Source organism: Aureimonas sp. D3 (assembly GCF_001463805.1).
Taxonomy (GTDB): domain Bacteria; phylum Pseudomonadota; class Alphaproteobacteria; order Rhizobiales; family Rhizobiaceae; genus Aureimonas; species Aureimonas ureilytica_A.
In genome coordinates this window covers 34,142-58,915 of record NZ_BBWM01000024.1, presented here as the reverse complement: position 1 = coordinate 58,915, position 24,774 = coordinate 34,142, and the positions used below count along the sequence as shown (strand labels likewise).

Annotated in this window: 19 protein-coding genes; 11 read left to right on the top strand and 8 right to left on the bottom strand. The window is 67.7% G+C overall.

Annotation, left to right across the window (positions count from 1 at the left end):
* Positions 1–838: CDP-diacylglycerol diphosphatase (locus tag AUL36_RS06515; protein WP_210168846.1), on the top strand; the 838-nt coding region annotated here is incomplete at its 5' end.
* A gap of 9 nt (positions 839–847) precedes the next feature.
* On the opposite strand, the gene AUL36_RS06510 is transcribed toward AUL36_RS06515, so the two are convergent.
* The 5 genes from AUL36_RS06510 to AUL36_RS06490 form a co-directional block, all read right to left on the bottom strand.
* Positions 848–3,937 carry an efflux RND transporter permease subunit gene (locus tag AUL36_RS06510; RefSeq protein ID WP_062219122.1) on the bottom strand — a complete coding sequence of 1,030 codons (3,090 nt, stop codon included), beginning with the start codon at positions 3,935–3,937 and terminating at the stop codon, positions 848–850.
* Positions 3,934–7,029 (bottom strand): efflux RND transporter permease subunit, encoded by a 3,096-nt coding sequence (locus AUL36_RS06505; RefSeq protein WP_062219120.1) that lies wholly within the window; start codon positions 7,027–7,029, stop codon positions 3,934–3,936. Before AUL36_RS06505 ends, AUL36_RS06510 begins: the two co-directional genes overlap by 4 nt.
* Positions 7,026–8,630 (bottom strand): efflux RND transporter periplasmic adaptor subunit, encoded by a 1,605-nt coding sequence (locus AUL36_RS06500; RefSeq protein WP_082655657.1) that lies wholly within the window; start codon positions 8,628–8,630, stop codon positions 7,026–7,028. The genes AUL36_RS06505 and AUL36_RS06500 overlap by 4 nt, the downstream gene beginning before the upstream one ends.
* 138 nt (positions 8,631–8,768) lie before the next feature.
* Positions 8,769–9,545: a phosphodiester glycosidase family protein gene (locus AUL36_RS06495; RefSeq protein WP_062219118.1), complete on the bottom strand. Its 777-nt coding sequence runs from the start codon at positions 9,543–9,545 to the stop codon at positions 8,769–8,771.
* Between the two features lie 100 nt (positions 9,546–9,645).
* Entirely contained in the window at positions 9,646–10,716 is a 1,071-nt protein-coding gene (locus AUL36_RS06490) for an alanine racemase (protein ID WP_062219117.1), read from the bottom strand.
* Positions 10,717–10,831: 115 nt separating this feature from the next.
* On the opposite strand from AUL36_RS06490, the gene AUL36_RS06485 reads away from it, so the two are divergent.
* The 8 genes from AUL36_RS06485 to AUL36_RS06450 all read left to right on the top strand — a co-directional run bounded on the left by AUL36_RS06485 (position 10,832) and on the right by AUL36_RS06450 (position 19,835).
* Positions 10,832–11,215, top strand: coding sequence for a RidA family protein (locus AUL36_RS06485; RefSeq protein ID WP_062219115.1), 384 nt, complete (start codon positions 10,832–10,834; stop codon positions 11,213–11,215).
* 6 nt (positions 11,216–11,221) lie between these two features.
* On the top strand, positions 11,222–12,004 hold the full coding sequence (locus AUL36_RS06480) for an IclR family transcriptional regulator (RefSeq protein WP_062219113.1): 783 nt from the start codon (positions 11,222–11,224) through the stop codon (positions 12,002–12,004).
* Positions 12,005–12,007: 3 nt separating this feature from the next.
* Positions 12,008–13,489 carry a M81 family metallopeptidase gene (locus tag AUL36_RS06475; protein WP_062219111.1) on the top strand — a complete coding sequence of 494 codons (1,482 nt, stop codon included), beginning with the start codon at positions 12,008–12,010 and terminating at the stop codon, positions 13,487–13,489.
* 44 nt (positions 13,490–13,533) lie between these two features.
* On the top strand, positions 13,534–15,054 hold the full coding sequence (locus AUL36_RS06470) for an ABC transporter substrate-binding protein (RefSeq protein WP_062219109.1): 1,521 nt from the start codon (positions 13,534–13,536) through the stop codon (positions 15,052–15,054).
* A 36-nt stretch (positions 15,055–15,090) separates the two neighbouring features.
* Entirely contained in the window at positions 15,091–16,032 is a 942-nt protein-coding gene (locus AUL36_RS06465) for an ABC transporter permease (RefSeq protein ID WP_062219126.1), read from the top strand.
* Positions 16,029–16,889 (top strand): ABC transporter permease, encoded by an 861-nt coding sequence (locus AUL36_RS06460; RefSeq protein WP_062219107.1) that lies wholly within the window; start codon positions 16,029–16,031, stop codon positions 16,887–16,889. The genes AUL36_RS06465 and AUL36_RS06460 overlap by 4 nt, the downstream gene beginning before the upstream one ends.
* Before the next feature lie 4 nt (positions 16,890–16,893).
* Positions 16,894–18,687, top strand: coding sequence for an ABC transporter ATP-binding protein (locus tag AUL36_RS06455; RefSeq protein WP_062219105.1), 1,794 nt, complete (start codon positions 16,894–16,896; stop codon positions 18,685–18,687).
* 122 nt (positions 18,688–18,809) lie between these two features.
* Positions 18,810–19,835 (top strand): hydroxyacid dehydrogenase, encoded by a 1,026-nt coding sequence (locus AUL36_RS06450; RefSeq protein ID WP_062219103.1) that lies wholly within the window; start codon positions 18,810–18,812, stop codon positions 19,833–19,835.
* Positions 19,836–19,868: 33 nt separating this feature from the next.
* On the opposite strand, the gene adhP is transcribed toward AUL36_RS06450, so the two are convergent.
* Positions 19,869–20,900 carry an alcohol dehydrogenase AdhP gene (adhP, locus tag AUL36_RS06445; protein WP_062219101.1) on the bottom strand — a complete coding sequence of 344 codons (1,032 nt, stop codon included), beginning with the start codon at positions 20,898–20,900 and terminating at the stop codon, positions 19,869–19,871.
* Positions 20,901–20,991: 91 nt separating this feature from the next.
* A complete protein-coding gene (gene adh, locus AUL36_RS06440) occupies positions 20,992–22,503 on the bottom strand; it encodes an aldehyde dehydrogenase (RefSeq protein WP_062219099.1) in 1,512 nt (503 codons plus the stop codon).
* A 274-nt stretch (positions 22,504–22,777) separates the two neighbouring features.
* On the opposite strand from adh, the gene AUL36_RS06435 reads away from it, so the two are divergent.
* Both AUL36_RS06435 and AUL36_RS06430 read left to right on the top strand, forming a co-directional pair.
* Positions 22,778–23,767 carry a GAF domain-containing protein gene (locus AUL36_RS06435; RefSeq protein WP_244497056.1) on the top strand — a complete coding sequence of 330 codons (990 nt, stop codon included), beginning with the start codon at positions 22,778–22,780 and terminating at the stop codon, positions 23,765–23,767.
* Positions 23,768–23,795: 28 nt separating this feature from the next.
* Positions 23,796–24,152, top strand: coding sequence for a VOC family protein (locus AUL36_RS06430; protein ID WP_062219095.1), 357 nt, complete (start codon positions 23,796–23,798; stop codon positions 24,150–24,152).
* A 190-nt stretch (positions 24,153–24,342) separates the two neighbouring features.
* Here AUL36_RS06430 and AUL36_RS06425 read toward each other — a convergent pair whose 3' ends face one another.
* The gene (locus AUL36_RS06425) at positions 24,343–24,750 is read right to left on the bottom strand and encodes a (R)-mandelonitrile lyase (protein ID WP_062219093.1); all 408 of its coding nucleotides are present in this window, start codon (positions 24,748–24,750) and stop codon (positions 24,343–24,345) included.
* Between the last annotated feature and the right edge of the window lie 24 nt (positions 24,751–24,774).

Here is a 24,774-nt window from a genome sequence, read left to right as displayed (position 1 = left end):
CCCCCCGCCAAGCCGCTTCCTGTCCCCCGCGCCGTTCCATGCCGATCGGCCCCGTGCTTCTCGGATCGTCTTCATGCGCAAGCGCGCCATAGCGCTCGTTCTGGCTCTCGCCGCCTTCTATGGCGGCGTGAAGCTCGCCCATGCTTATCAGCGCTCGACGCTCGGCTGGGTGGCCGATGCCTGCGCCGTGAATGCGGCCCTCACGAGCCTGCCCTTTCCGTGCCTCCATGTCGGCCATCTGCCCGGCGATCTCGGAGGCTACGCCATCCTGCGCGAGCCGATCGACCGGCGGCGCACGATCCTCGTCGCGCTCAGCGCCATCAGAGGCATCGAAGACCCGCGCCTTCTCGGCCGCGACGCGCCGAACTTCTTCGAAGCGGCTTGGGCGCAGCGGCACTGGCTGCTGGATCCCGCTCAAGCCGAGCCGACGCCCTCCGGCTTCGCGCTCGGAATCAACTCCCATCGATCCCGCTCGCAGGACCGGCTTCACATCCATATGGGCTGCCTCGCGCCCAAGGCGGCGAAAGCTCTGGCCGAGGCGGCCGGGCGGCTCGGCACGGGCGGGTTCAAGCCGCTCGGCTTCACCATTCACGGCCGCAAGCTCTGGGCCATGCGGGTGGATGCCGGCGCGATCGCGGATTTCAACCCGTTCGCGATCCTGGCTGAGAAGATGCCCGGCGCGCGCACCGCGATGGGCGACCATCTCCTGTTCGTGGTGCCCGAGCGCCTGGCGGACGGACGACGGACCTTCGTGCTCCTGACCAATCCGGTAGGCCGGCGAACGGACACGTTCTTTCCGGTCGAGTTCATGCTGGAGCCGAACTGCCGGGGGCGCTGAGCGCTTCTCTCAGGAACGGGCCGGCTGATGAGGCGCGGGCTGCTTCCAGCGCTCCGCCCAGCCGGCAAACAGAAGATAGATGATCGGCGTCGTATAGAGCGTCAGCGCCTGGCTGACGAGAAGCCCACCCGCGATGGCGATGCCGAGCGGGCGGTGCAGGTCCGCGCCGGGGCCGCTGGCGACGATCAGCGGAATCGCGCCCGCGAAGGCGGCAAGCGTCGTCATGGTGATCGGGCGAAAGCGCTGGAGGCACGCTTCGAAAATGGCCTCCTGCGCCGACACGCCGCTCCTGCGCTCGGCCTCCAGCGCGAAATCCACCAGCATGATGCCGTTCTTCTTCACGATGCCGATCAGGAGGATGATGCCGATAAAGGCGATGAGGGTGAGTTCCGTGCCGGTGATCCAGAGCGCCAGAAGCGCGCCGAGCCCGGCCGAGGGCAGGGTGGAGAGGATCGTCAGCGGATGGACGAGGCTCTCGTAGAGGATGCCGAGCACGACATAGACCGAAAGAAGCGCCACCAGGATCAGGAGCGGCTGGCTCGCGCCGGCGTTCGAGACGGCCGCATCGCCCGCAAATTCGGCATGAAGCGTGTCGGGCAGGTTCATGCCGGCGACGGCCGCGCGCACCGCCGCGTTGGCGGCCTCCAGCGTCGCGCCGTCAGCCAGATCGAAGGAGATCGTGACGGCGGGAAACTGCCCCTGATGGTTCACCCCCATCGGCGCTTCCTCGCGCTTGATATGGGCGAAGGCCGAGAGCGGCACGGGCGCGCCGTGAAGGCCCGGCACCTGGATCTTCAGGACATCCTCCGGGTCGGTCGCGAAATCCGCGCCGGCTTCCAGAATGACGCGATACTGGTTCCGGTCGCCATAGATCGTGGTGATCTGGCGCTGCGCGAAGGCGTTGTTGAGGGCCGAATCCACGGCCGTCATGGCGACGCCGAGATTGGCCGCTTGCGCCCGGTCCACCTCGACGCTCGCCTGCAAGCCGTTCGGCTGGCGGTCGCTGCTGACATCGGCGAGGAGTGGCTCGGCGCGCAAGCGCTCCTGAATGCGCGGGGCCCAGGCGGTTAGCTCCGCGAAGTCGGCGTCGAACAGCGTGAACTGATATTCCGAGTCCGAACTGCGCGCGCCGATGCGGATATCGCTCGGCGCATAGACCGAGTTCTCCAGCCCCGGAATGGCACCCAGCGCCTGACGCAGCCGGTTGACGACGATCTCCGTCGGGTCGCGCTCCCCGGCGGGCTTCAACGAAATCTGCATGGAGCCGCGATTGGCCGTGCCGAACGTGCCGCCGCCGACCGAGGCCCCGACATTCTCCACCGCCGGGTCGGCATCCACCACGGACACGGCCCGGCGCTCCAGCGCCGCCATGGCGGGAAAGGAAATGTCGCTCGCCCCTTGCGTGCTGGCGACCAGAAAGCCCGTGTCCTCGCGCGGCACGAAGCCCTTGGGCACATGGGCATACAGGAGCACGGTAAGCCCGATGCAACCGAGCGTGCTGACGACCGCCAGAAAGCGGTGATGCAGAACGCTTTTGAGCGTGCGCGCATAGAAGCCCCCCATGCGCTCCAGCCCCCGTTCCACCAGACGCGACAGAGGTCCCGGCCGATGGCCCTCCGGCGCGCGGCGCATATGGTGGGCGCAGATCATCGGCGTCAGCGTCAGCGAGACGAGCGTGGAGACGGCGATGGTGAAGGCGAGCGTCAGCGAGAAGGTGACGAGAAAGCGCCCGGTGACGCCGCCCATGAAGAAGAGCGGGATGAAGGCCGCCATGAGCGAGACGCTGATGGCGATCACGGTGAAGCCGATCTGCCGCGCGCCCTTGCGCGCCGCCTGCATGGGCGAGAGCCCTTGTTCCAGCCGGGCATGGATGTTCTCGATCATGACGATGGCATCGTCCACCACGAAGCCGCTCGCCACCGCCAGCGCCATCAGCGAGAGATTGTCGAGCGCCAGACCCGACAGGAACATGGCCGCGAAGGCCCCGGAAAAGGCGAGCGGCACGGTGACGCCCGCCGCCAGCGTCGGCACGAGCGAGCGCAGAAAGGCGAAGACCACGAGCATGACCAGAGCGACGGTGACGAGCAGCGTGCGCTCCATATCCTCGACGCTGGCATGGATGGTGAGCGTGCGGTCGTGCAACACGGCGATGTCGATGCCGGCGGGCAGGAGATCGTGCAACTCAGGGATCAGCGCCTTCACCGCGTCCACCGTCTGCACCACATTGGCGTCCGCCGCCTTGGTCAGGTTGAGGATCACGGCGGGCTTGCCGTTGAACCAGGCTTCCGAGCGGCGATTGCGCACGCCGGGCTCGACCGTGGCAATGTCCGACAGGCGCAGCGCCGTGCCGTCGGCGGCGCGCAAGAGGATCGCACCATAATCCTCGGGCGTCGTGAGCTGCGCGTTGATGGTCAGAGCATAGCCCGAGCCCGGTCCGTCGATCGAGCCGATCGGGCCCAGCGTGTTGGCGTTGACGATGGCGTTGCGCACATCGTTGGCCGACAGGCCCAGAGCTGCGAGGCGCTGGGGGTCGACGCGCACGCGCACCGCCGGCTGGTCCGCGCCGCTGACCGAGACATCGCCGACGCCGTCCACCTGCGCGATGCGCTGCACGAGAATGCTGTCGGCGACATCGAACACATCGCTCGCCTTCATCGTGTCGGAGGTGAGCGCGAGGGTCAGGATCGGCGCGGCGGCCGGGTTGGCCTTGCGGATCGAGGGCAGGCCCGGCATGTCGCTCGGCAGGTCCGCGATGGCGGCGTTGATCGCGGCCTGCACGTCCCGCGCCGCGCCGTCGACGCTGCGCGACAGATCGAACTGAAGCGTGATGCCGGTGGCGCCGAGCGCGCTGGTGGAGGTCATCTCGGTGACGCCCGCGATGGCGCCCAGATGCCGCTCCAGCGGGGCCGCGACGCTTTCCGCCATGCTTTCGGGGTCCGCCCCGGGCCTGCTGGCGCTGACGCGGATGGTCGGCAGGTCCACCGCCGGCAGGCTCGCCACGGGCAGGACGTGGTAGGCGACGAGCCCGACCAGGATCAGGCCGAGCGCCAGAAGCGTCGTGCCGATCGGCCGATCGATGAACGGGTCGGACAGTCTCACGCCGGCTCGCCCTCGACCGCCGCGCCGCGCGGGGCGAAGCGGCGCTTCAGCCCGTCCAGCGCGAGATAGATGACCGGGGTCGTGTAGAGCGTCAGAAGCTGGCTGAGGACGAGGCCGCCGATGATGGAAATGCCGAGCGGCACGCGCAGCTCCGAGCCCGCGCCTTGCGCCAAAGCCAGCGGCACCGCGCCGAAAAGGGCGGCCAGCGTCGTCATCATGATCGGGCGGAAGCGCATGGTCGCGGCCTTCAGGATCGCCTCGCGCGGGGCGAGCCCTTCGCCGCGTTCGGCCTCTAGGGCGAAGTCGATCATCATGATCGCGTTCTTCTTCACGATGCCCATGAGAAGCACGATGCCGATCAGCGCGATCAATGAGAGGTCTTGTCCCGTCAGCATCAGCGCCAGAAGCGCGCCGACGCCGGCGGATGGCAAGGTGGAAAGGATCGTGATCGGATGCACGGCGCTCTCGTAGAGAAGCCCGAGCACGATATAGATCGTGACGATGGCGGCGAGGATCAGCCAGGGCTCGTTGGCCGCCGAGCGCGCGAATTCCTCCGTGTCGCCGCTGGTGCGCCGGCCGATCGTATCGGGCAGGCCGATGGCGCGCTCGGCCGCCGCCACGGCCTCCAGCGCCGTGCCGAGCGATGCGCCGGGGGCGAGGTCGAAGCTGATCGTGGCGGAAGGGAACTGCTCGTCGCGGCTGACCACCAGCGGGCCGGAGGCGAAGGCGACATGGGCGATGGCTCCCAGCGGCACCATGGCGCCGCCCGTGCCCGGCAGATAGACCTGGGCCAGTGCGGCGGGGTCGCTCTGATAGCGCGGCGCGGCTTCCAGAATGACGCGGTACTGGTTGGCCTGCCCGTAGATCGTACTGATCTGGCGCTGGCCGAACGCGTCGTAGAGCGTGTCGCTGATCTCCTGCATGGTGACGCCGAGCCGTGCGGCGGCTTCACGGTCCACGTCGATGGCAAGTCGCCCGCCGCCCAGCTCCGTGTCGGAGGCGACATCGATCAGCGCCGGGTCGTCGGCGAGGCGTCGCGACAGTTTCTCCGCCCAGCCCGACACCTCGCCCGCATCCGCGCCCGTCAGCGTGTATTGATAGGCGCCTCGGCTGGCGCGCGTCGAAATCGCGATGTCGCGCTGGCTCTGGAACGTGGCGCGGATGCTGGGCAGGTCCGTCAGGCTTTGGCGCAGGCGCGCGATCACGGCCTGCGCGCCGCCGCTCCGGTCGTCGCGGGGCTTGAGCACGAGGGAATAAACGGCCCGGTTCATCGTGAGATTGGCGGCGCTTGTGCCGATCGAGTCGGTGACGCTTTGCACCGCCGGGTCCGCCCGCAGCCGCGCGCCGACATCCGCCTCGATGGTTCGCATCGCCTCGAAGGAGGTGGTCGGCTCGGCCTCCACCACGGCGCTGACGAGGCCCGTGTCCTGATCGGGCAGGAAGCCCTTGGGGATGGTCACATAAAGCGCCACCGTGAGCGCCAGCGTCGCCCCGGTCAGAAGGAGCATCAGCGCGGGATGGCGGACAGCGATCGTCACCGAGCGTCGATAGGCTTCGTTCAGCCCATCCATGGCGCGGTCGAGAAACCCGGTGAGGCCGCTGGACGTATGTTGGGGCGCTCGCAGAATGCGCGCGCACATCATGGGCGTCAGCGTCAGCGAGACGAGGGCCGAGACCACGACGGCAATGGTGAGCGTCAGCGCGAATTCGCGGAACATGCGCCCGACCAGCCCGCTCATGAAAAGAAGCGGAATGAAGACGGCGATCAGCGAGGCGGTGAGCGAGACGATGGTGAAGCCGATCTCGCCCGCGCCTTTGAGCGCCGCCGCCATGGGCTTCTCGCCCTCTTCGATATGCCGGGCGATGTTCTCGATCATGACGATGGCGTCGTCCACCACGAAGCCTGTGCCGATGGTGAGCGCCATCAGCGACAGATTGTCGAGGCTGAAGCCGCAGGCCCACATGACGGCAAAGCTCGCGATCAGCGACAAGGGCAGCGCGACGCCCGCGATCAGCGTGGCCGAGACCGTGCGCAGGAACAGGAACACGACGAGCACGACCAGCGCGACGCTGAGCGCCAGCGTCCATTGCACATCCCGGATCGAGGCACGGATCGTATCCGTGCGGTCGCTCACCACATCGAGCGAGGCCCCGGCGGGGAGCGCGGCGCGAAGGCGTGGCAGCGTGCGCTCGATCTCGGCGACGGTTTCGATGACGTTCGCGCCGGGCTGGCGCATGATGTCCACCACCACGGCCGGGCGGCCTTGGTAGAAGGCCCCGACGCGGCTGTTCTCCAACCCTTCCACCACGTCGGCCACATCGCTGAGATGCACCGGCGCGCCGTTGCGTGTCGCCACCGTGATGGCGCGATAGGTCGCCGCGTCGTGGATCTGGTCGTTGGCCGAAAGCGAAAAGGACTGGCTGGCCCCGTCCACCACGCCCTTCGCGCCCGAGACATTGGCGTTGGAAATCGCCGTGCGCAGGTCTTCGAGCGCCAGCCCATAGGAAGCGAGGCGCGAGAGATCGGCCTCGACCCGGATTGCCGGTTTCACCCCGCCCTGAATCCGCACGTCGCCGACGCCCGAGACCTCGGCGAGGCGCTGGCCCATCACCGTGTCGGCGAAGTCGCTGAGATCGCGCAAGGGGTAGGTGTCGGAATGGAGCGCCAGCGTCATGATCGGCGTCGCCGCCGGGTTCACCTTCGCATAGGTCGGCGGGTAGGGCAGCGTGCGCGGCAACCCGCCGGCCGCCGTGTTGATCGCGGCCTGCACATCCTGCGCCGCGCCGTCGATGTCGCGGCCGAGCTGAAACTGAAGCGTGATCTGGCTGATGCCGAAGGCGCTGGAGGAGGTCATGGCGGCGAGCGCTGGAATCTGCCCGAGCGGGCGCTCCAGCGGCGCGGTGACGAGCGCCGCCATCGTATCGGGGTCCGCGCCGGGCAACTGCGTCGTCACGCGGATCGTCGGAAACTCGACTTGGGGCAGGGGCGCGACGGGCAGCGAGGCGAAGCCGAGACAGCCCGCGATCAGGACGGCGATGGCGAGAAGCGTGGTGGCGATCGGCCGTTGGATGAAGGGCGTGGACAGGCTCATGGCGCGTTCGCGGCCTGAGAACCGGGGGCGGACTCCTTCAGGTCGGCCGAGCGGGTCGGGCTCGCGCCGGACGTCGCGGCCGGTGCTCGTCCCTGCGATGCATGGTCTGCGTCCGGCGCTTCGACGGCAGACACAATGCTTGGATCGCTCTGGGTCGAAGGGGTCTGTTCCCGGCCCTCAGCGGCAGCGCGCCGGTTTTCGGCGGGCTGGTTCTCCACCGTCCCCGGGCCTGCGGGGGTGGTATCGGCCGGCTTTGCCTCCTCGCCGCCATCCGTTGCCGGCGCGCTTCGCTCGGAAGTCTGGGGCGCGGCAGGTTCGGATCCGCCTGGACGAGCCGGCGCAGCTGCCGGCTTCGCGCCATGCTTGCTCTTGTGGTGCTTGCCGCCCTTCGAACCACCCTCGGTCATTGGCACGGCGAGCTTGGCGGGGTCGGCCTCTTCGGGCGAGGAGACTTTCACGCTCGCCCCGTCCTGAAGGCGCGAGAAGCCGGAGGTGACGACGCTTTCGCCCTCCTCCACTCCCCCAGCGACGACAGCGCGCTTGTCGTCCTGAAACCCGATTGTGAGGGGGCGCAGATGAACCTTTGCGCCGTCCGACACGACATAGGCATAGGCCCCCGCCGGCCCGTGCTGCACGGCGGCGCTCGGCACGGTCAGAACGTTTCGCTGGGTTTCCACCAGCAGCCTCGTATCCACGAAGGCTCCCGGCCAGAGCGCCAGCGTGTCGTTGGGAAATTCGGCCTTGAGGCGCACCGTGCCGGTCGTCGGGTCCACCTGATTGTCCACCACGGTGAGTTCGCCTTCGGCCACCACCTGGCCTTCGCCCGACAGGGCCTCGACGCCGAGCGGGGCGGCGTTGCGCGCGGCGTTGACGCGGGCGAGGTCCTGCTGCGGCACGGAGAAGACGACGGCGATCGGCCGGATCTGCGACAGCGTGACGATGCCGCTCGCATCGCCGCTAGAGACGATATTGCCGACATCGACCGCGCGAAGGCCGGTGCGCCCGTCGATCGGCGCGGTGATCACGGTGTAGGAGAGTTGCGCTTCCGCCGCCTCCACCGCCGCCGCGTCGGCGGCGACCTGCGCGCGGTTCTGCTCCACCAGCGCGCGCTGGTTGCCCAGGAGCTGGTCGGTCATCGCGCCCGAATGCACCAGCCTCTCGTCGCGCTGCAATTCCAGCTCGGCATTGACCAGAACGGCCTGATCCTGCGCCTTCTTGGCGAGCGCCTGATCGCGCTGGGCCTTGTAGAGCGCGTCGTCCAGCCGGGCGATCGGGTCGCCCTTCTTCAGGTCCTGGCCCTCGCGGAAGTCGATCTCGGTGAGCTTGCCGGAGACCTGCGCGCGCACGGTCACGGAGTTCAGCGGCTTGGCCGTTCCGACGCCGGTGACGTAGACCGGTACGTCGGCCCGCGTGACGGGCGCGGCGACCACCGGCACGGAGCGGTCGCGCAAGACCTCTGCGTTCGGACCTTGCCCATGGCCGCCGAACTGCGCCGGCAGGAGCGCCAGCGCTTGCGGCAGCCAGACCGCGCGCTCGGCATAGGCCCCCGCGCCGGCCGCGATCAGACCTGCGACAACAACGAACTTTCCGCCTGCGCCCATGGCCGCACCGCCCCAACCCCACGCGCAGACTCGCGATGGCTCCTCCTAAACAGAGGAAGGTGACGGGACATCCGGCGGGAGCCGCGCCCTCGCATTAAATCTTGGATAGGAAGGGACGGGCTTCGGGGGGAAGCCCTCTTACTCGACCAGCCCGAGAATGGGGCCGTATCCGCCATGCCCCGAAACGTCGTTCCGCCCGAGGGCCCGCGCATAAAGACCCGAGCCGCGACCGCCATCGAGAAACAAGGCGTTGTGGCAGGCGAGGTGGTCGCGGAACAGGCGCGCGAATTCGTCGAAATTGACGTCCGTCTCGCTGATCGCGAAGCGAACCTGCCCCTTCTCGCAGACGCCGACCCCGCTGCGCCGCGTCCGCGAATCCGAGTTCGGGATGAAGGCCGGGTGCAACCGACCGTCGATCACCAGCATCGGGCCGGACTGGGTGGCGAAACGCGCCTTCGGCCGTGCTTTCAGAAACTCCGCCGTCGGCAGAATGCCCGCCCCAGCCTTGCTGAGATAAAAGACGCCATTGGGCTGTTTGTAGAAATTCGGGACTTCGCCCGGCGGGCGATCCATCGTGACCGTGTCGGCGGGATGCAGTTCCGCGCCCTCCTCGATATGGAGGCCGACCGGCGCATAGTCGGTGTCGTACATGCCGGCATTGATGGCGAAGGCGAGCTTTTGGCCATTCGCGTCCAGCGCGCGCGCCAAAGCGTCGAAGCGACCATAGGGCGCGCCCGACGCGTCCCGCCAGAACAGGCGCAGGTCTGATGTCGCGGGGTCGATGGTGCAGACGATGGCGTCCCGCCCCTCGAAACTGTCCCGCTGGCAGGGTTCGGCTCTCGCGGCATGGCCGAGGAAAAGGAGCGCCACGAAAGCCAGCCCGGCAGCGTGAACCCTTGCCCGGATCGTTCTCATGGGTCTGCCTTTCCGCATCGCCGGCCGCCTGATGCCGCCCTCGATGCAGCGCTATCGAAATCCCGCCTGCCGGGCAAATGGGCGCTGGCCGCCTGTCCCGTCAGACGACCTTGCCGCGTGCGGCGACCGGCCAGCTTTCGATCCGGCCATCCTCCAGTTTGACATGAACCGCATCCACCATGTTGGTGACGACGCAGACATGGTTGGGGACGATCCGCAGGCGATCGCCGACCGCGAGCCCGATCGGCCCGTCCGAGACCACGCGGCCATGCTCCTCCGACAATTGGTCGATCGCCAGATCGGGCCGGCCGAGCACCGCGCCGTGCCCGGTCAGGCCGAGAAGATCGGATGTCAGAACCTTGGAGCCCGCATCGATGATCGCCCGGTTGGGGGTCGGCACCGACACCACGGTCGCGAGCACCGTCAGCGCGCAATCGTCCAGGGTCGCGACGCCGCGCGCCACCAGCGAGCGGTCGTTGTAGACATAGGTTCCCGGCCGGTACTCGGTGAGAACGCCATCGGTGCGCGCCTGCCAGATGTCGGGCGAGCCGCCGGAGGTGACGCGCGCCACCGTCATGCCTTCGGCCTCGATCAGCGCTTTCGCGGCGCGCAGGAACTCGGCCGCTTCGCCCGCCTTGCCGGCGGCGGGGTAGGTCATCAGCCCCTCGAACACGAGGCCCGGAGAGGCGGCGATCCGCCGGGCCAGATCGCGCGCGGCTTCCGGCGAGGCGACGCCGCAGCGCTGACCGCCCGTGTCGCATTCCACCAGCACATCAAGCGGCTCGGCCGCATCCGCGAAGCCGGCCGAGAGACCGGACACCACCGACTCGCTGTCGGCCACCACGGCGACGCGCACGCGCCCGGCCAGTGCGCGCAGGCGGGCGACCTTGGCCGCGCCGACGATGTTGTAGGTGATCAGCACATCGCGAATGGTCGGATCGCCCGCGACCATCGCCTCCGCCTCGCTCACCTTCTGGCAGGTGATGCCGACCGCGCCTTGTTCGATCTGAAGGCGGGCGAACTGCGGCAGCTTGTGCGTCTTGATGTGTGGGCGCGCCGCGAGGCCGGCTGCATCGGCATGGGCCTGGAAGCGGGCGATATTAGCCCGCGCAATCGCGAGATCCACGACGACGGCAGGCGTTTCGAGGGCGTCGAGCGGCGACACGGTCATGTGAAAGTCTCCCGGGGAAAGCCGATTGACAAGTCGTGCCCCATGTCACCCTATGGGTCAATCCGAAATTTCAGACTAGTGTCCGATATAACGGACAAATAAGGGGACAGAACTGATGAGCCTCACTCGCTATGGCGGCGGCGGCAAGGGCGCGGGCGGACAGCCGCTGCCCTTCGCGCGGGCAGTGGAAGCCGATGGCTGGCTTTACGTCTCCGGCCAGGTCGCCATGGAGAACGGCGAGATCGTGCCGGGCGGCATCGTGGATCAGACCCACAAGACCATGGCGAACGTGATCGCCATCCTGACCGAGGCCGGGTACGGGCTGGAGGATGTCGTGCGCGTCGGCGTCTGGCTGGACGATCCCCGCGACTTCTGGAGCTTCAACGGCGTCTACGCCCAGTATTTCAAGGATCATCCGCCGGCCCGCGCCTGCGTCCAGTCCTCCATGATGGTGGATTGCAAGGTCGAGATCGACTGCATCGCCTACAAGAAGAAGTAGAGGCCGGTGGACAAGCTCGCGGAGGACGAGGCCAAGACCGGAGCGCGCTCGCGCGGGCTGGACCGCGCGCTCGATATTCTCGACGCGCTCGCTAGCGCCCGCCGGCCCTTGCGGGCGGGCGAGATCGCGATCCTTCTCGGCGCGCCGCGCTCCTCCGTCTACGAGCTGACCGCGCTGCTTCTCAAGCGCGGCTTTCTCGAAAACGCCGAGGATGGCCGGCTCTTCCTCGGCGAAAAGCTCTACCTTCTGGGCTCGGCCTATTCCGCCGTGTCGGGCCGTCAGGTCGCGGTTCAGGCCGCGCTCAAGCGCATCGTGGACGGGACGGGCGAAACCGCGCAGTTTTGCCGTCTGGACGGCAATCGCTATTATGTCGGCGCGCAGCGCGAGGGCTCGCGCCCGTTCCGCATCTCCACCGATATCGGCGAGCGCGTGCCGCTGACCTGGACGGCTTCGGGCCGCCTTCTGGTGGACCATCTCTCGCGCGACGAGATTCTGGCCTTTCTGGCCGAGGGCGATTTCACCCTGCCGAACGGCGTCCCGATCGACGCCGAGCGCTTCCTGGCCGAGGTCGAGGGCGCGCGCGCGGCAGGCCATTTCACCTTCGACAGCGCGCTCGACAGCTACACCCATTGCTTCGCCGTGCCGGTTCGCCAGCCGGACGGCAAGGCCACAGCCACGCTCTGCATCGTCGCCCCGCGCGAGGACGCGCGCCGCAACCATGCCGCCTATCTGGACAGTCTCAAGGGCGCGGCCCGCGCGCTCGCCCCCCATTTCGCCGAGAGTCGATAGATCATGCGCATCTTCACCGCCTCGCTCGCCACGGAAACCAACACGTTTTCGCCGGTGCCGACCGATCTGGATTCCTTCAAGGCCGCCTTCTACGCCGGGCCGGGCGAGCATCCCGACACCCCGACGCTCTGCTCCTCGCCGGTGCCGATCCTTCGGCGGCGCGGCCGGGCGGAAGGCTTCACCGTGATCGAGGGCACGTCCTGCTGGGCCGAGCCCGCCGGCCTGATCCAGCGCCAGACCTACGAGACGCTGCGCGATACGATCCTGGCCGAGCTGCAAGCCGCGCTGCCGGTGGACGGCGTGGTGCTCGGCCTGCATGGCGCGATGGTGGCGCAGGGCTATGACGACCCCGAAGGCGATTTCCTGTCCCGCGTGCGCGCGCTGGTCGGCGAGGATGTGGTGGTCGCCGCCGAGTTCGACCCGCATTCGCATCTCACCGCGTTGCGGGTTGCGCAACTCGACCTCATGGCGGCCTTCCTCGAATTCCCGCATACGGATTTCGAGGAGCGCGGCGAGCATGTCGTGGACCTCGCGCTGCGCACGATCCGCGGCGAGATCAAGCCCGTCATCTCGACCTTCGACTGCCGGATGATCACGATCTATCCGACCAGCCGCGAGCCGATGCGCTCCTTCGTCGATCGCCTGAAGACGCTGGAAGGCGTGGACGGGGTTCTGTCCGTCTCGGTTATCCACGGCTTCATGGCCGGCGATGTGCCGGATATGGGCACGCGCATCGTGGTGGTGACCGATGACAGGCGCGAGGCGGGCGACCGGCTGGCCGAAAAGCTCGGACACGAACTCTACGCGCTGCGCCGTGACGCCGCGATGCCGATGCTGGACACGGAAGCCGGTCTCGACCGCGCGCTCGCCATCCGCGCCGCGCGCCCCGACAAGCCCGTCGTCATCGCCGATGTCTGGGACAATCCGGGCGGCGGCGTCGCGGGCGATTCCACCTCCATCCTGCGCCGCATTCTGGAGCGCGGGATCGACCGGGTGGCGCTCGCCACGATCTGGGACCCGGTGGCCGTATCCTTCTGCCATGCGGCGGGGGAGGGGGCCGAGATCGAGCTGCGCTTCGGCGGCAAGTCCTCCCACCATGGCGGCGAGCCGCTGGATGCGCGGGTGCGCGTCCTTCGCGTCGAAACCTCGGGCTGGCAGAGCTTCCGCAATAGCCGCGTCACGCTCGGCCGCGCGGCGGTGATCCGGATCGTCGGGACCGAGATCGACATCGTGCTGATCACCAGCCGGACACAGACCTACGAACCCACGATCTTCTCCAATATGGGCGTCGATTTCGCGGGGAAGGACATCCTTCTCGTGAAGTCCACCAATCATTTCCATGCGGGCTTCGTACCGGTGGCTTCCGAGATCCTCTATGTCGCGGCCCCGACCAGCTATCCGACCGATCCCGCCACCACGCCCTATCGCAAGGCGAGCCACGGCCTCTGGCCGCGCGTGCCCGATCCGCTCGGCCTCGACGCCTGAGCGCGCCCATTGACCCCCGAACCCAGCACGACAGGAGCCCAGCCATGACGAAAGTGCTTCTTGCCGCCGGCCTCGCCGCCCTCATGGCGGGAACGAGCGGTGTCGCCCTTGCGCAGTCCGGCAAGGGCGTCTTGACCGTCGCGACCATCGGCGAGCCGCCGACGCTCGACGCCATGCAGACGCCGACCGACATCGTGCTGACCATCACCCAGCATATGTTCGAGACGCTCTATACCTATGACGACAAGTGGCAGCCAAGCCCGCTTCTGGCCGCTGCCATGCCCGAGATCTCGCAGGACGGCCTGACCTATCGCATCCCGCTGCGGCAGGGTGTGACCTTCCATGACGGATCGGCCTTCGATTCCGCCGATGTGGTCGCCTCGCTCAAACGCTGGATGGAGATCAACTCCAAGGGCCGGCAGGTCGCGCAGGTGATCGAATCCGTCGCGGCCGACGGCGATCAGACCGTGGTGATCAAGCTGAAGTCGCGCTATTCGCCGCTTCTGGCGACGCTGAGCCAGGGCTGGGCACCGATCTTCCCCTCCGAAAAGCTCGGCGGCGAGCTGAAGGAGTTCATCGGCACCGGCCCCTACAAGTTGCAGGAGCGCCGGCCAGACCAGTATACCCAGCTCGTGCGTTTCGACGGCTACAAGTCGCCCGAGGGCGAGCCGTCCAACTATGCCGGCCGCCGCGAGGCCATTGCCGGCGAAGTGCGCTTCGTGCCGGTGCCTGATGCCAATACCCGCGTCGAGGGGCTTCTGTCGGGCCAGTACGATTATGCCGACGCCCTGCCGGTCAGCGCCTATGAGCGCGTCGAGAGCGCGTCCAACGTCAAGCCGGTGATCTTCGAGAATGCCGGCTGGACCTCGCTGAACATGAACATGGCGGAAGGGCCGCTCACCTCCAAGCCGCTGCGCCAGGCCGTGCAGACCGCGCTGAACCCGAGCGACATGATGCTCGCCGCTTTTTCGGACGAGCGCTTCTTCTCCGTGGATGGCGCGTTCTATCCCGAGGGCTTCTTCTGGCACACGGAAGACGGCGTGACACGCTATGGCGAGGGCGACCCGGAAGCGGCCGCCAAGCTCATGAAGGAGGCCGGCTACGACGGCAAGCCGATCCGCATCCTGACCAGCCGCCAATACGAGTTCCACTACAAGACCGGCGAGGTCGCGAAAGCCTATCTGGAGGCGGCGGGCTTCAAGGTCGATCTGCAGGTCGTGGACTGGGCAACGCTGACCACCCGGCGCGCCGACAAGGGCCAGTGGGACATCTTCATCACCCATTCCAACTTCCCGGGCGACCCGACGACGCTGAACACGATCACCGACACCTATCCCGGCTGGTACACGTCCGACGCCAAGACGAAAGCCGTCGGCACCTTCCTGAACGCGGTGTCGAACGACGATCGACTGGCCGCCTGGAAGACGATCCAGACCACGATCTATGACGACGCCCCGCTGGTGAAGGTCGGCAATTTCAATGCGCTGGGCGGCTTGGCCAACGGCGTGTCGGGCTATCAGGCGGCCTATTGGCCCCGCTTCTGGAACGTCACGCCCAAGAGCTGACCTTTCACAGAGGATAGGAGAAACGCGATGTCCCGAGTGCTCTCAGCCCTTCTGAAGCGGGCGGGCGGCATGGTGGTGGTGCTGGCGCTGGTCGTCACCGTCGTCTTCGTGATCGTCCGGGTGACGCCCGGCGACCCTGCCGCCGTGATGCTGGGTTCGGACGCGACGCCCGAGGACATCGCCGCCCTGCGCGAGAGGCTGGGGCTCAACGCGCCCCTCCTCGAACAATATGGACGTTTCGTCTTCGACGTGGCGCGCGGCGATCTCGGCCAGTCGATCTTTCTCGGCCAGCCGGTGACGACCGCGCTCGCCGCGCGCGCCGAGCCAACGTTCTTCCTCACGCTCTTCTCGATCCTGATCGCGGTCGCCATCGCTCTGCCGGTCGGCATTCTCTCGGCGGTCAAACGCGGAACGGCCTTCGACCAGATCGTCGTCGGCGTCGCGATGATCGCGGCGAGCGTGCCGAGCTTCTGGCTCGGCCTGATCCTGATCCAGACCTTCGCCGTGTCGCTCGGCTGGTTTCCGGCCTCCGGCTATGGCGGGCCGGGCACGCCCTTCCTGGAGCGTCTGCACCATCTCGTCCTGCCGGCGGTGGCGCTCGGCGTCGTCAATTCCGCTCTGATCACCCGCTTCACCCGCGCCGCCATGCTCGATGTCCTGGGCGAAGATTACGTGCGCACCGCGCGCGCCAAAGGGGCGGGGCCGGGGCGCGTCGTGCTCAAACACGCGCTGAAGAACGCGCTGATCCCGATCATCACCGTGATCGGCCTGTCGATCGCGCTGCTGGTCGCCGGCGCGGTGGTGACGGAAACCGTGTTCGGCCTGCCGGGCGTCGGCAATCTCGTGGTGCAGGCGGTGCTGCGGCGCGATTATCCGGTGATCCAGGGCGCGCTGCTCGTCGTCGCGGCGATCTACGTTCTCATCAATTTCGCGGTGGACATGCTCTATCTCGCGGTCGATCCGAGGGTGCGCACGTGACGCTTCTCGCCTTCTCGTCCCCCTTCGCCAAGGGCCTGCGCCGCTTCGTGGGCAACCGCGCCATTCTCATCGGCGTCGTGATCCTGACGCTGGTGGTGGTGCTCGCCGCCTTCGCGCCTCTCGTCGCGCCCTATGCGCCCAACAAGCTTTCCATCGTCAGCCGGCTCCAGCCGCCGTCTTCATCGCATCTCTTCGGCACGGACGAGTTCGGCCGCGACATCTTCTCCCGCGCCATCTATGCTGGCCGCGTCTCGCTCGGCGTGTCGCTGGGGGTCGTGGCGATCGCCACGGTTCTCGGCGTGTTTCTTGGCCTGATCGCGGGCTATTTCCGCCCGCTCGACGCGCCGATCTCGCGCCTTCTGGATGCGATGATGTCCTTTCCCGACATTCTCCTCGCCATCGCGCTGGTGGCCGCGCTCGGGCCTTCGCTGGTCAATGTCGTGCTGGCGCTGGGGATCACCTATGCGCCGCGTCTGGCCCGCATCGTCCGAGGCTCGACGCTGGTCCTGCGCGAGCTGCCCTATATCGAGGCCGCCGTGGCGCTCGGCCTGCCGACCTGGCAGATCCTCTTGCGGCATGTCCTTCTGAACCTCGCCTCGCCCATTCTGGTGCAGGCGACCTTCATCTTCGCCGCCGCGATGCTGGCGGAAGCCAGTCTCTCGTTCCTCGGCGTCGGCGCGTCCTCCGACATGCCGACCTGGGGCACCATGCTGGCCTCGGGCCGCGAATATATGAACAAGGCGCCCTGGCTCATGCTGTTTCCCGGCCTTGCCATCGTCTTCGCCGTTCTGTCGCTGCAACTCGTGGGCGATGGCTTGCGCGATCTCGTCGATCCGCGCCTGGCCAAGGAGGCTTGATCCGATGAGCGAGGCGAGCCCCGTCCTGTCCGTCGAAAAGCTGACCACCGCCTTTCGCGCCGGAGGGGAATGGCGCGCGGTGATCCGCGACATTTCCTTCACGGTCGATGCCGGTGAAACCGTTGCCATCGTCGGCGAATCCGGCTCCGGCAAGAGCGTCACCGCGCTATCGGCCATGCGCCTTCTGCCGCCCGCCACCTCGCGGGTGAGCGGCCATGTGCGCCTTGAAGGGCGCGATCTTCTGACGCTGCCCGAAAAGGAGATGCGCGCGGTGCGCGGCGGGCGCATCGGCATGATCTTTCAGGAACCGATGACCTCGCTGAACCCGGTCTTCACGGTCGGCAACCAACTGGCCGAAGCGCTGGTCCTGCACCGCGACCTTTCGTGGGCGCAGGCCGAGGCCGAGGCGCTGCGCATGATGGAGCGCGTGCGCATTCCCGCCGCGCGCTCGCGCCTCAACGAATATCCGCATCGCTTCTCAGGCGGGATGCGCCAGCGCGTGATGATCGCCATGGCGCTCGCCTGCCGGCCCAAGCTCTTGATCGCGGACGAGCCGACCACCGCGCTCGACGTCACCATCCAGGCCGAAATCCTGCACATTATTCGCGAATTGCAGCGCGAGGAGACCATGGCCGTTCTCTTCATCACGCACGATATGGGCGTGGTGGCCGAAGTGGCGGACCGCACCGTCGTGATGCTGCGCGGCGACATGGTGGAAACCGGGCGCACCGAGGCGATCTTCGCCGCCCCGCGCGATCCCTATACGAAGGCGCTTCTGGCCGCGATCCCGCGCCTCGGCACGATGGGCGCTTCGCCCGCGCCCCGGCGCTTCCCGAGGGTCGATGCCGCGACCGGCCTTGCCGACGATGGCGCGCCGGCGAGCGTGCCCGATAGCGCACAGGCTCCGGTTCTGGATGTCGCCGGTCTCTCGACCCGCTTCGACCTGCCGAACGGGCGCATCCATGCGGTCGAGAACGTGTCCTTCGCCATTCGGCCCGGCGAAACGCTGGCGCTGGTCGGCGAGTCCGGCTGCGGCAAGTCCACCACGGGACGCACCATCCTCGGGCTCGTGAAGCCGAGCGAGGGCGCGGTGCGCATCGACGGCAAGGACGTTCTTTCGGCCGGGCGCGCGGGCCTGCGGCAGATGCGCCGCACCGCGCAAATGATCTTTCAGGACCCGTTCGCCTCGCTCAACCCGCGCATCACGATCGGCGCGGCGATTGCCGAGCCCATTCTCTCGCACGGGCTGATGAACAGGGCGGCGGCGCGCGAGCGCGCGGCCGAGCTTCTCGATAAGGTCGGCCTGTCGCCCTCGGTCGCCTCGCGCTATCCGCACGAATTCTCCGGCGGCCAGCGCCAGCGCATCTCGATCGCCCGCGCCTTGGCTCTGTCGCCCAAGCTCATCGTCGCGGACGAGGCGGTCTCGGCGCTGGACGTGTCCGTGAAGGCGCAGGTCGCCAATCTGATGCTCGACCTTCAGGAGGCGATGGGCCTCGCCTATCTCTTCATCTCGCACGACATGGCCGTGGTGGAGCGCATCAGCCATCGCGTCGCGGTGATGTATCTCGGCGAGATCGTGGAGATCGGCCCGCGCGCCTCGGTGTTTGGCGCGCCGGGTCATCCCTATACGAAACGCCTGATCGAAGCGGTGCCGCTGCCCGATCCGACCCGTCGCGGGTCGCTGCCGCCCAAACTGTCCGAGGAGTTGAAGAGCCCTCTCAGACCGCTCGATTATGTCGCGCCGTCGCGCATCTATGACGAAGTCGCGCCGGGGCATTTCGTGCAGCGGATAGCGTAGGGGCGGGCGGGCGCGCAGAAACCTGTGTGCAAGGCTTCGCCTCGCCTGCATCACGCCGGACATAGCGTAGAGATCGCGCAGCGAAGCGGCGAAGATGCGCGCCACTCAGGGAGACCGCCGTTTTGAGCCGCAACATCATTCTCGTCGATCCGCTGCCGCGCACGCTGGACCTCATCATGACGCCGGACGTGCGCGCCCGCCTGGAGGCTTTGGGCGAGGTCGTCCTGTCGGAGGACAGGCCGATGCCCGACGCCGAGGTCGATGCGCTTCTGCCCGACACGGTTCTGATCTTCGGCCAGACGGCCATGCCGCGCGAGCGGCTGGACCGCGCGCCGCGCCTTCGCGCCATCGTCAATGTCGAGACGAATTTCCTGCCCAACATCGACTATCAGGCCTGCAACGAGCGCGGCATTCCCGTGCTGACGCCGGCCTCCGCCTTCGCCGCGCCGGTGGCGGAAGCCGCGCTCGGGCTGGCGCTGGATCTGGCGCGCGGCATCACCGCGGCCGATCGCGCCTTTCGCGCCGGCGAGGAAGCCTATGGGGTGGCCGGCAACGAGGAGACGTTCCGCTTTGCCGGCGCGCCGGTCGGCATTATCGGCCTCGGCGATCTCGGCCGCTCGCTGCGCGAACTGATCCGGCCCTTCCGAAACGAGGTGCGCGTCTTCGACCCTTGGCTGCCGGCAGCTTCGATCGAGCGGCTGGACTGCCGCCCCGCCGGGCTGGACGAATTGCTGGAAACCTCGCAGGTCGTGTTCGTCTTCGCCAGCGTGACGGCCGAGAACGAAGGCTTCATCGGCGCGCGCGAGTTTGCGCGGATGCCGAAGGGCGCGGCCTTTCTTCTGATGAGCCGCGCCGCCGTGGTGGATTTTCCGGCCATGCTGGACGCCGTGCGCTCCGGGCATATTCGCGCCGCGACCGATGTCTTCCCGGTGGAGCCCGTGCCGGCGGACGATCCGGTGCGCCAGCTGCCCGGCCTCATCCTGTCGGCTCACCGCACGGGTGGCACGCGGGACGCCTTCTACGAAATCGGCGCCATGGCCGTGGCCGACGCCGAACTCGTCATGCGCGGCCTGCCGCCGCAGCTTTGCCGGCGCGCCGACCCGGCGACGGCGAACCGGCTGCGCTCGAAGCCGGTGGACGTGTCCTGATCCCGGCTTGAAGCCGGGCCGGCTCGCCCGATGTCAGGCGGCCAGATCGAGGACGATGCGGCCCTCGATCTGGCCTTTCTTCATCCGGTCGAACACGTCATTGACCTGTTCGAGGCCGGCGGTGGAAACGGTGGCCTTGACCTTGCCTTCGGCCGCGAAGTCCAGCGACTCCTGAAGGTCGAGCCGCGTGCCGACGATCGAGCCGCGCACGGTGATGCCGTTGAGGACGAGGCCGAAAATATTGAGCGGGAAATCGCCGGGCGGCAGGCCGTTCAGCGCCAGCGTGCCGCCCCGCGCCATGAGGCCGACCGCCTGCTCGAACGCCTTTTCGCTGACCGCCGTCACCAGCGCGCCCTGAACGCCGCCACCCGTCTCTCGCTTGATGGTGGTGGCAGGGTCCTCGTGGCGGGCGTTCACCGTCAGCGTCGCGCCGAGCCTGCGGGCGAGATCGAGCTTGGCGTCGTCCACGTCCACCGCCGCCACGTTGAGGCCCATGGCCTTGGCATATTGCACGGCCATATGGCCGAGGCCGCCGATGCCCGAGATCGCCACCCAGTCCCCCGGCTTGGTGTCGGTCATCTTGAGGCCCTTGTAGACCGTGACGCCCGCGCAGAGCACCGGCGCGATGTCCACGAAGGAGATGTCCTTGGGCAGATGGCCGACATAGTTCGGGTTGGCGATCACATAATCGGCAAACCCGCCATTGACGGAATAGCCGGTGTTCTCCTGGCTTTCGCACAGGGTTTCCCAGCCGCCCAGACAGTGCCGGCAGCAGCCGCAGGCCGAGTAGAGCCACGGCACGCCCACCCTGTCCCCTTCCTTGACGTTGCGCACGCCCGCGCCCACCGCCGAAACATAGCCGACGCCCTCATGGCCGGGCACGAAGGGCGGGTTGGGCTTGACCGGCCAGTCGCCCTCGGCGGCGTGCAGGTCGGTGTGGCATACGCCCGAAGCCTGGATCGCGACCTGGATGAAGCCTGGGCCGGGCTCCGGGATCGCGGCCTCCTCGATGGAAAGCGGTTTGCCGAATTCGCGCACAACAGCCGCACGCATGGTCTTGGCCATGTGAGGTCCCCCCGATGGTGGTCTTTTGGGAAATCGACGACGGGTCCGGCGGAGCGGTCCGGGCGCAGGCCCGGACGGCTCGAGCCTGGATTCAGAAGAAGCCGAGCTTCTTGGGGGAATAGCTGACCAGCATGTTCTTGGTCTGCTGATAGTGGTCGAGCATCATCTTGTGGGTCTCGCGCCCGATGCCGGATTGCTTGTAGCCGCCGAAGGCCGCGTGGGCGGGATAGGCGTGGTAGCAATTGGTCCAGACGCGGCCCGCCTTGATGGCGCGGCCCATGCGGTAGGCCCGCGTGCCGTCCCGCGTCCAGACGCCGGCACCCAGGCCATAGAGCGTGTCATTGGCGATGGCGAGCGCTTCGGCATCGTCCTTGAACGTCGTGACCGAGACCACCGGCCCGAAGATTTCCTCCTGGAAGATGCGCATCCGGTTGTTGCCCTGAAGCACGGTCGGCTTCACGTAGTAGCCGTCGAGCCCATCCGGACGGGCGCGCTCGCCGCCCGTCAGCACCTTCGCGCCTTCCTCGCGGCCGATGTCGAAATAGGAGAGGATCTTCTCCATCTGCTCTTGGGAGGCCTGCGCGCCCACCATCGTCGCGCCGTCTAGCGGATCGCCCTGGATCATGGATTCCACGCGCTTCACCGCGCGCTCCATGAAGCGATCGTAGATGGATTCATGCACAAGCGCGCGGCTCGGGCAGGTGCAGACCTCGCCCTGGTTCAGCGCGAACATGGCGAAGCCTTCCAGCGCCTTGTCGAAATAGTCGTCATCCTCGGCCGCGACATCCCCGAAGAAGATGTTGGGGCTCTTGCCGCCCAGCTCCAGCGTCACCGGGATCAGGTTCTCGGAGGCATATTGCATGATGAGACGGCCGGTGGACGTCTCGCCGGTGAAGGCGATCTTGGCGATACGCTTGGACTGCGCCAGCGGCTTGCCCGCTTCCAGGCCATAGCCGTTCACGACATTGACGACGCCCGCCGGCAGGAGATCGGCGATCAGCTCCATCAGCACAAGGATCGAGGCCGGCGTCTGCTCGGCGGGTTTCAGCACCACGCAATTGCCGGCGGCAAGCGCGGGGGCGAGCTTCCACACGGCCATCAGGAGCGGGAAGTTCCACGGAATGATCTGGCCGACGACGCCGAGCGGCTCGTGATAGTGATAGGCGACCGTGTCGTTGTCGATCTCCGACAGCGCGCCTTCCTGCGAGCGTAGGCAGCCGGCGAAATAGCGGAAATGGTCGATCGCGAGCGGCACGTCGGCGGCGCGCGTTTCGCGGATCGGCTTGCCATTGTCCCAGGTCTCGACGGTCGCCAGAAGCTCGAGATTCTCCTCCATCCGGTCGGAGATCCGCAGAAGCAGCAGCGAGCGGTCGGCCGGGCTGGTGCGGCCCCAGGCGTCCGCGGCGGCATGGGCGGCGTCGAGCGCGCGCTCGATGTCTTCCGCTCCGCTGCGCGCCACTTCGCAGAGCAAACGCCCGTCGACGGGCGAGCGGTTCTCGAAGGTCCGCCCATCGGCGGCGTCCACGAAACGGCCGCCGATGAAGTTGCCGTAGCGGCTCTTGAACGGAGCCGAGCGGGTGGTGATGGGTAGCTGGATCGTCATGGAACCTCCTCATTCCTCGCGATGAGCCAGGCGAGGTTCCTCCTCGCGTCGGGAAGTCGCAAGCAGTGGATGGACCGGGGCGCCGGGATGTGATGAACTTTCTGATGTGTCCGTGAGCATTCGATGCGGCGCGCGACAGTAGAACAAGCCGGTGTCGCAGATTGCGACAGTTGGGGGAGGTCGAACCGTCATGGAAACCAATGACATGATCTCGGCGCGACAGGCGTTCTTCCATGAAGGACAGTTGCCGAGTGCTGCGGTGCGACAGCCCGTCTTGCGGTCTTGGTTGCGATGCAGCGATCTGGGGCTGGCCGAACAGCGCCCGCCCGCGCTTCAGCCACTGACGGACAGCGAGCTTCGCCTCCTGCATCAGCGGCACGACGCGCTGCGACGCTTGTGTCGCCCGGAGCTGGAAATGCTGGCGGGCGAGGCGCGCGACACGATGAGCGTCGTGGTTCTGGCCGACGGCGACGGCATGATCCTCGATACGATCGGCGATGCGGGTTTTGCCTCGCGCGCGGCCGAGGTGGCGCTGCGCCCCGGCGTCTCCTGGAAGGAAGCGAGCACGGGCACCAACGCGATCGGCACGGCGCTCGCCGAGCGGCGCGCCATCGCGGTCAACGGCTCGGAGCATTTCTTTCCCGATCACCGCGTTCTCAGCTGCGCGGCGACACCCATCATCGATCCGCGTGGCGCTCTGATCGGCGCGCTCGACCTCACCGGCCCCTCCACCCACGGCCATGGCCACGCGCTCGGCCTGATCCGGTTGGCGGTGGATCAGATCGAGCATCGCCTGTTTCGCCGGCATTTTCAGGACTGCCGACTCTTACGCTTCCACAGCGACCCGGCCATGCTCGGAACCAGCCGGGAGGGCATCCTGGTGTTTCGCGAAGAAGGCCTCGTGGCCGGCAACCGGCGCGGCCTGTCGCTCGCCGGCCTCTCGTGGGACGCGCTGGACGACGCCTCGTTCGAGACGATCCTCTCCGTCGAGGAGCCCAGCCGAGACGGACTTCTCCTGCGCCTGTCCTCCGGGGCCTATGCGGTCGGCCAGTGGAATACGGACCATGCCGCCGCACGTGGGAGCGATCTCGACCTCGTGGCGCGCCCGGTGGAGCCGCGCCCGGCCATGACGCGCGAGGAGCGCGAGGTGGCGGCGATCCGTGCAGCGCTTTCCGCCCATGGCGGCAATGTCAGCAAGGCCGCCCGCCAGCTCGGCCTTCACCGCAGCACGATCCACCGCTACCGCAAACAGGGGCTGGTCTGATCGGGCGGGGATAATCGAGGAAGAAGCCATGGCTGTGCTCCGCATCGTCCCCAATATCGCGACCGATCGCTTGGATGAGGCCCGACGCTTCTACGGCGAGCTTCTGGGGCTGGAGGTCGGCATGGATCACGGCTGGATCGTGACCTTCGTCGGGGCGGGAGCCACCGCGCCGCAGATAAGCTTCGCACGGGAGGGCGGGTCCGGCACGCCAGTCCCCGATCTCTCGATCGAGGTGGACGATCTCGATGCCGTCTACGAACGACTACTGCACGCGGGCAGCGCCATCGAATACGGCCCCGCGACGGAGCCCTGGGGCGTCCGGCGCTTCTTCGTGCGCGATCCCTTGGCGCGTTTGGTGAACATTCTCCAGCACGAGCCGGGTTGAAAGGCCGACACGCCGGTCTCATTCGAACGCCGGGCGGACGATATCGGCAGCAAGGCTATCGGTCGGCTTCGCATAGGCGGCGAAGCGATGGCTGCTTCTAGAGCGGGCAAGGGTTTTACGCGTCGAGGGCGACTGTCGCCCGCCGCTGTCTCCACCGACTTCGCACCGACGTAGGAGGTCGGCCGCTGTCTCAGCCCGCTGTCGAATCTCCATAATCCGCGTCGGACACCGGCTCCAGCCAGTCCACGACCTTGCCGTCCTTCTGCTCCTGAATGGCGATATGGGTCATGCCCGTGGTGGGCGATGCGCCGTGCCAGTGCTTTTCGCCTGGCTCGAACCAGACCACGTCGCCCGGCCGGATTTCTTCCACCGGGCCGCCCTCGCGCTGCGCAAGGCCGAGCCCGGCGGTGACGATCAGCGTCTGGCCGAGCGGATGGGTGTGCCAGGCCGTGCGCGCGCCGGGCTCGAAGGTCACGCTGGCCGCTGCGGCACGCCTCGCTTCGTTGGGCGAGAAGAGCGGATCGACCCGCACCGACCCGGTGAACCAGTCCGACGGCCCGCGACCCGAAGGGGTCGAACCATTGCGCGTGATGTTCATAGGCGTCTCCCCAAGCGGCGCGCT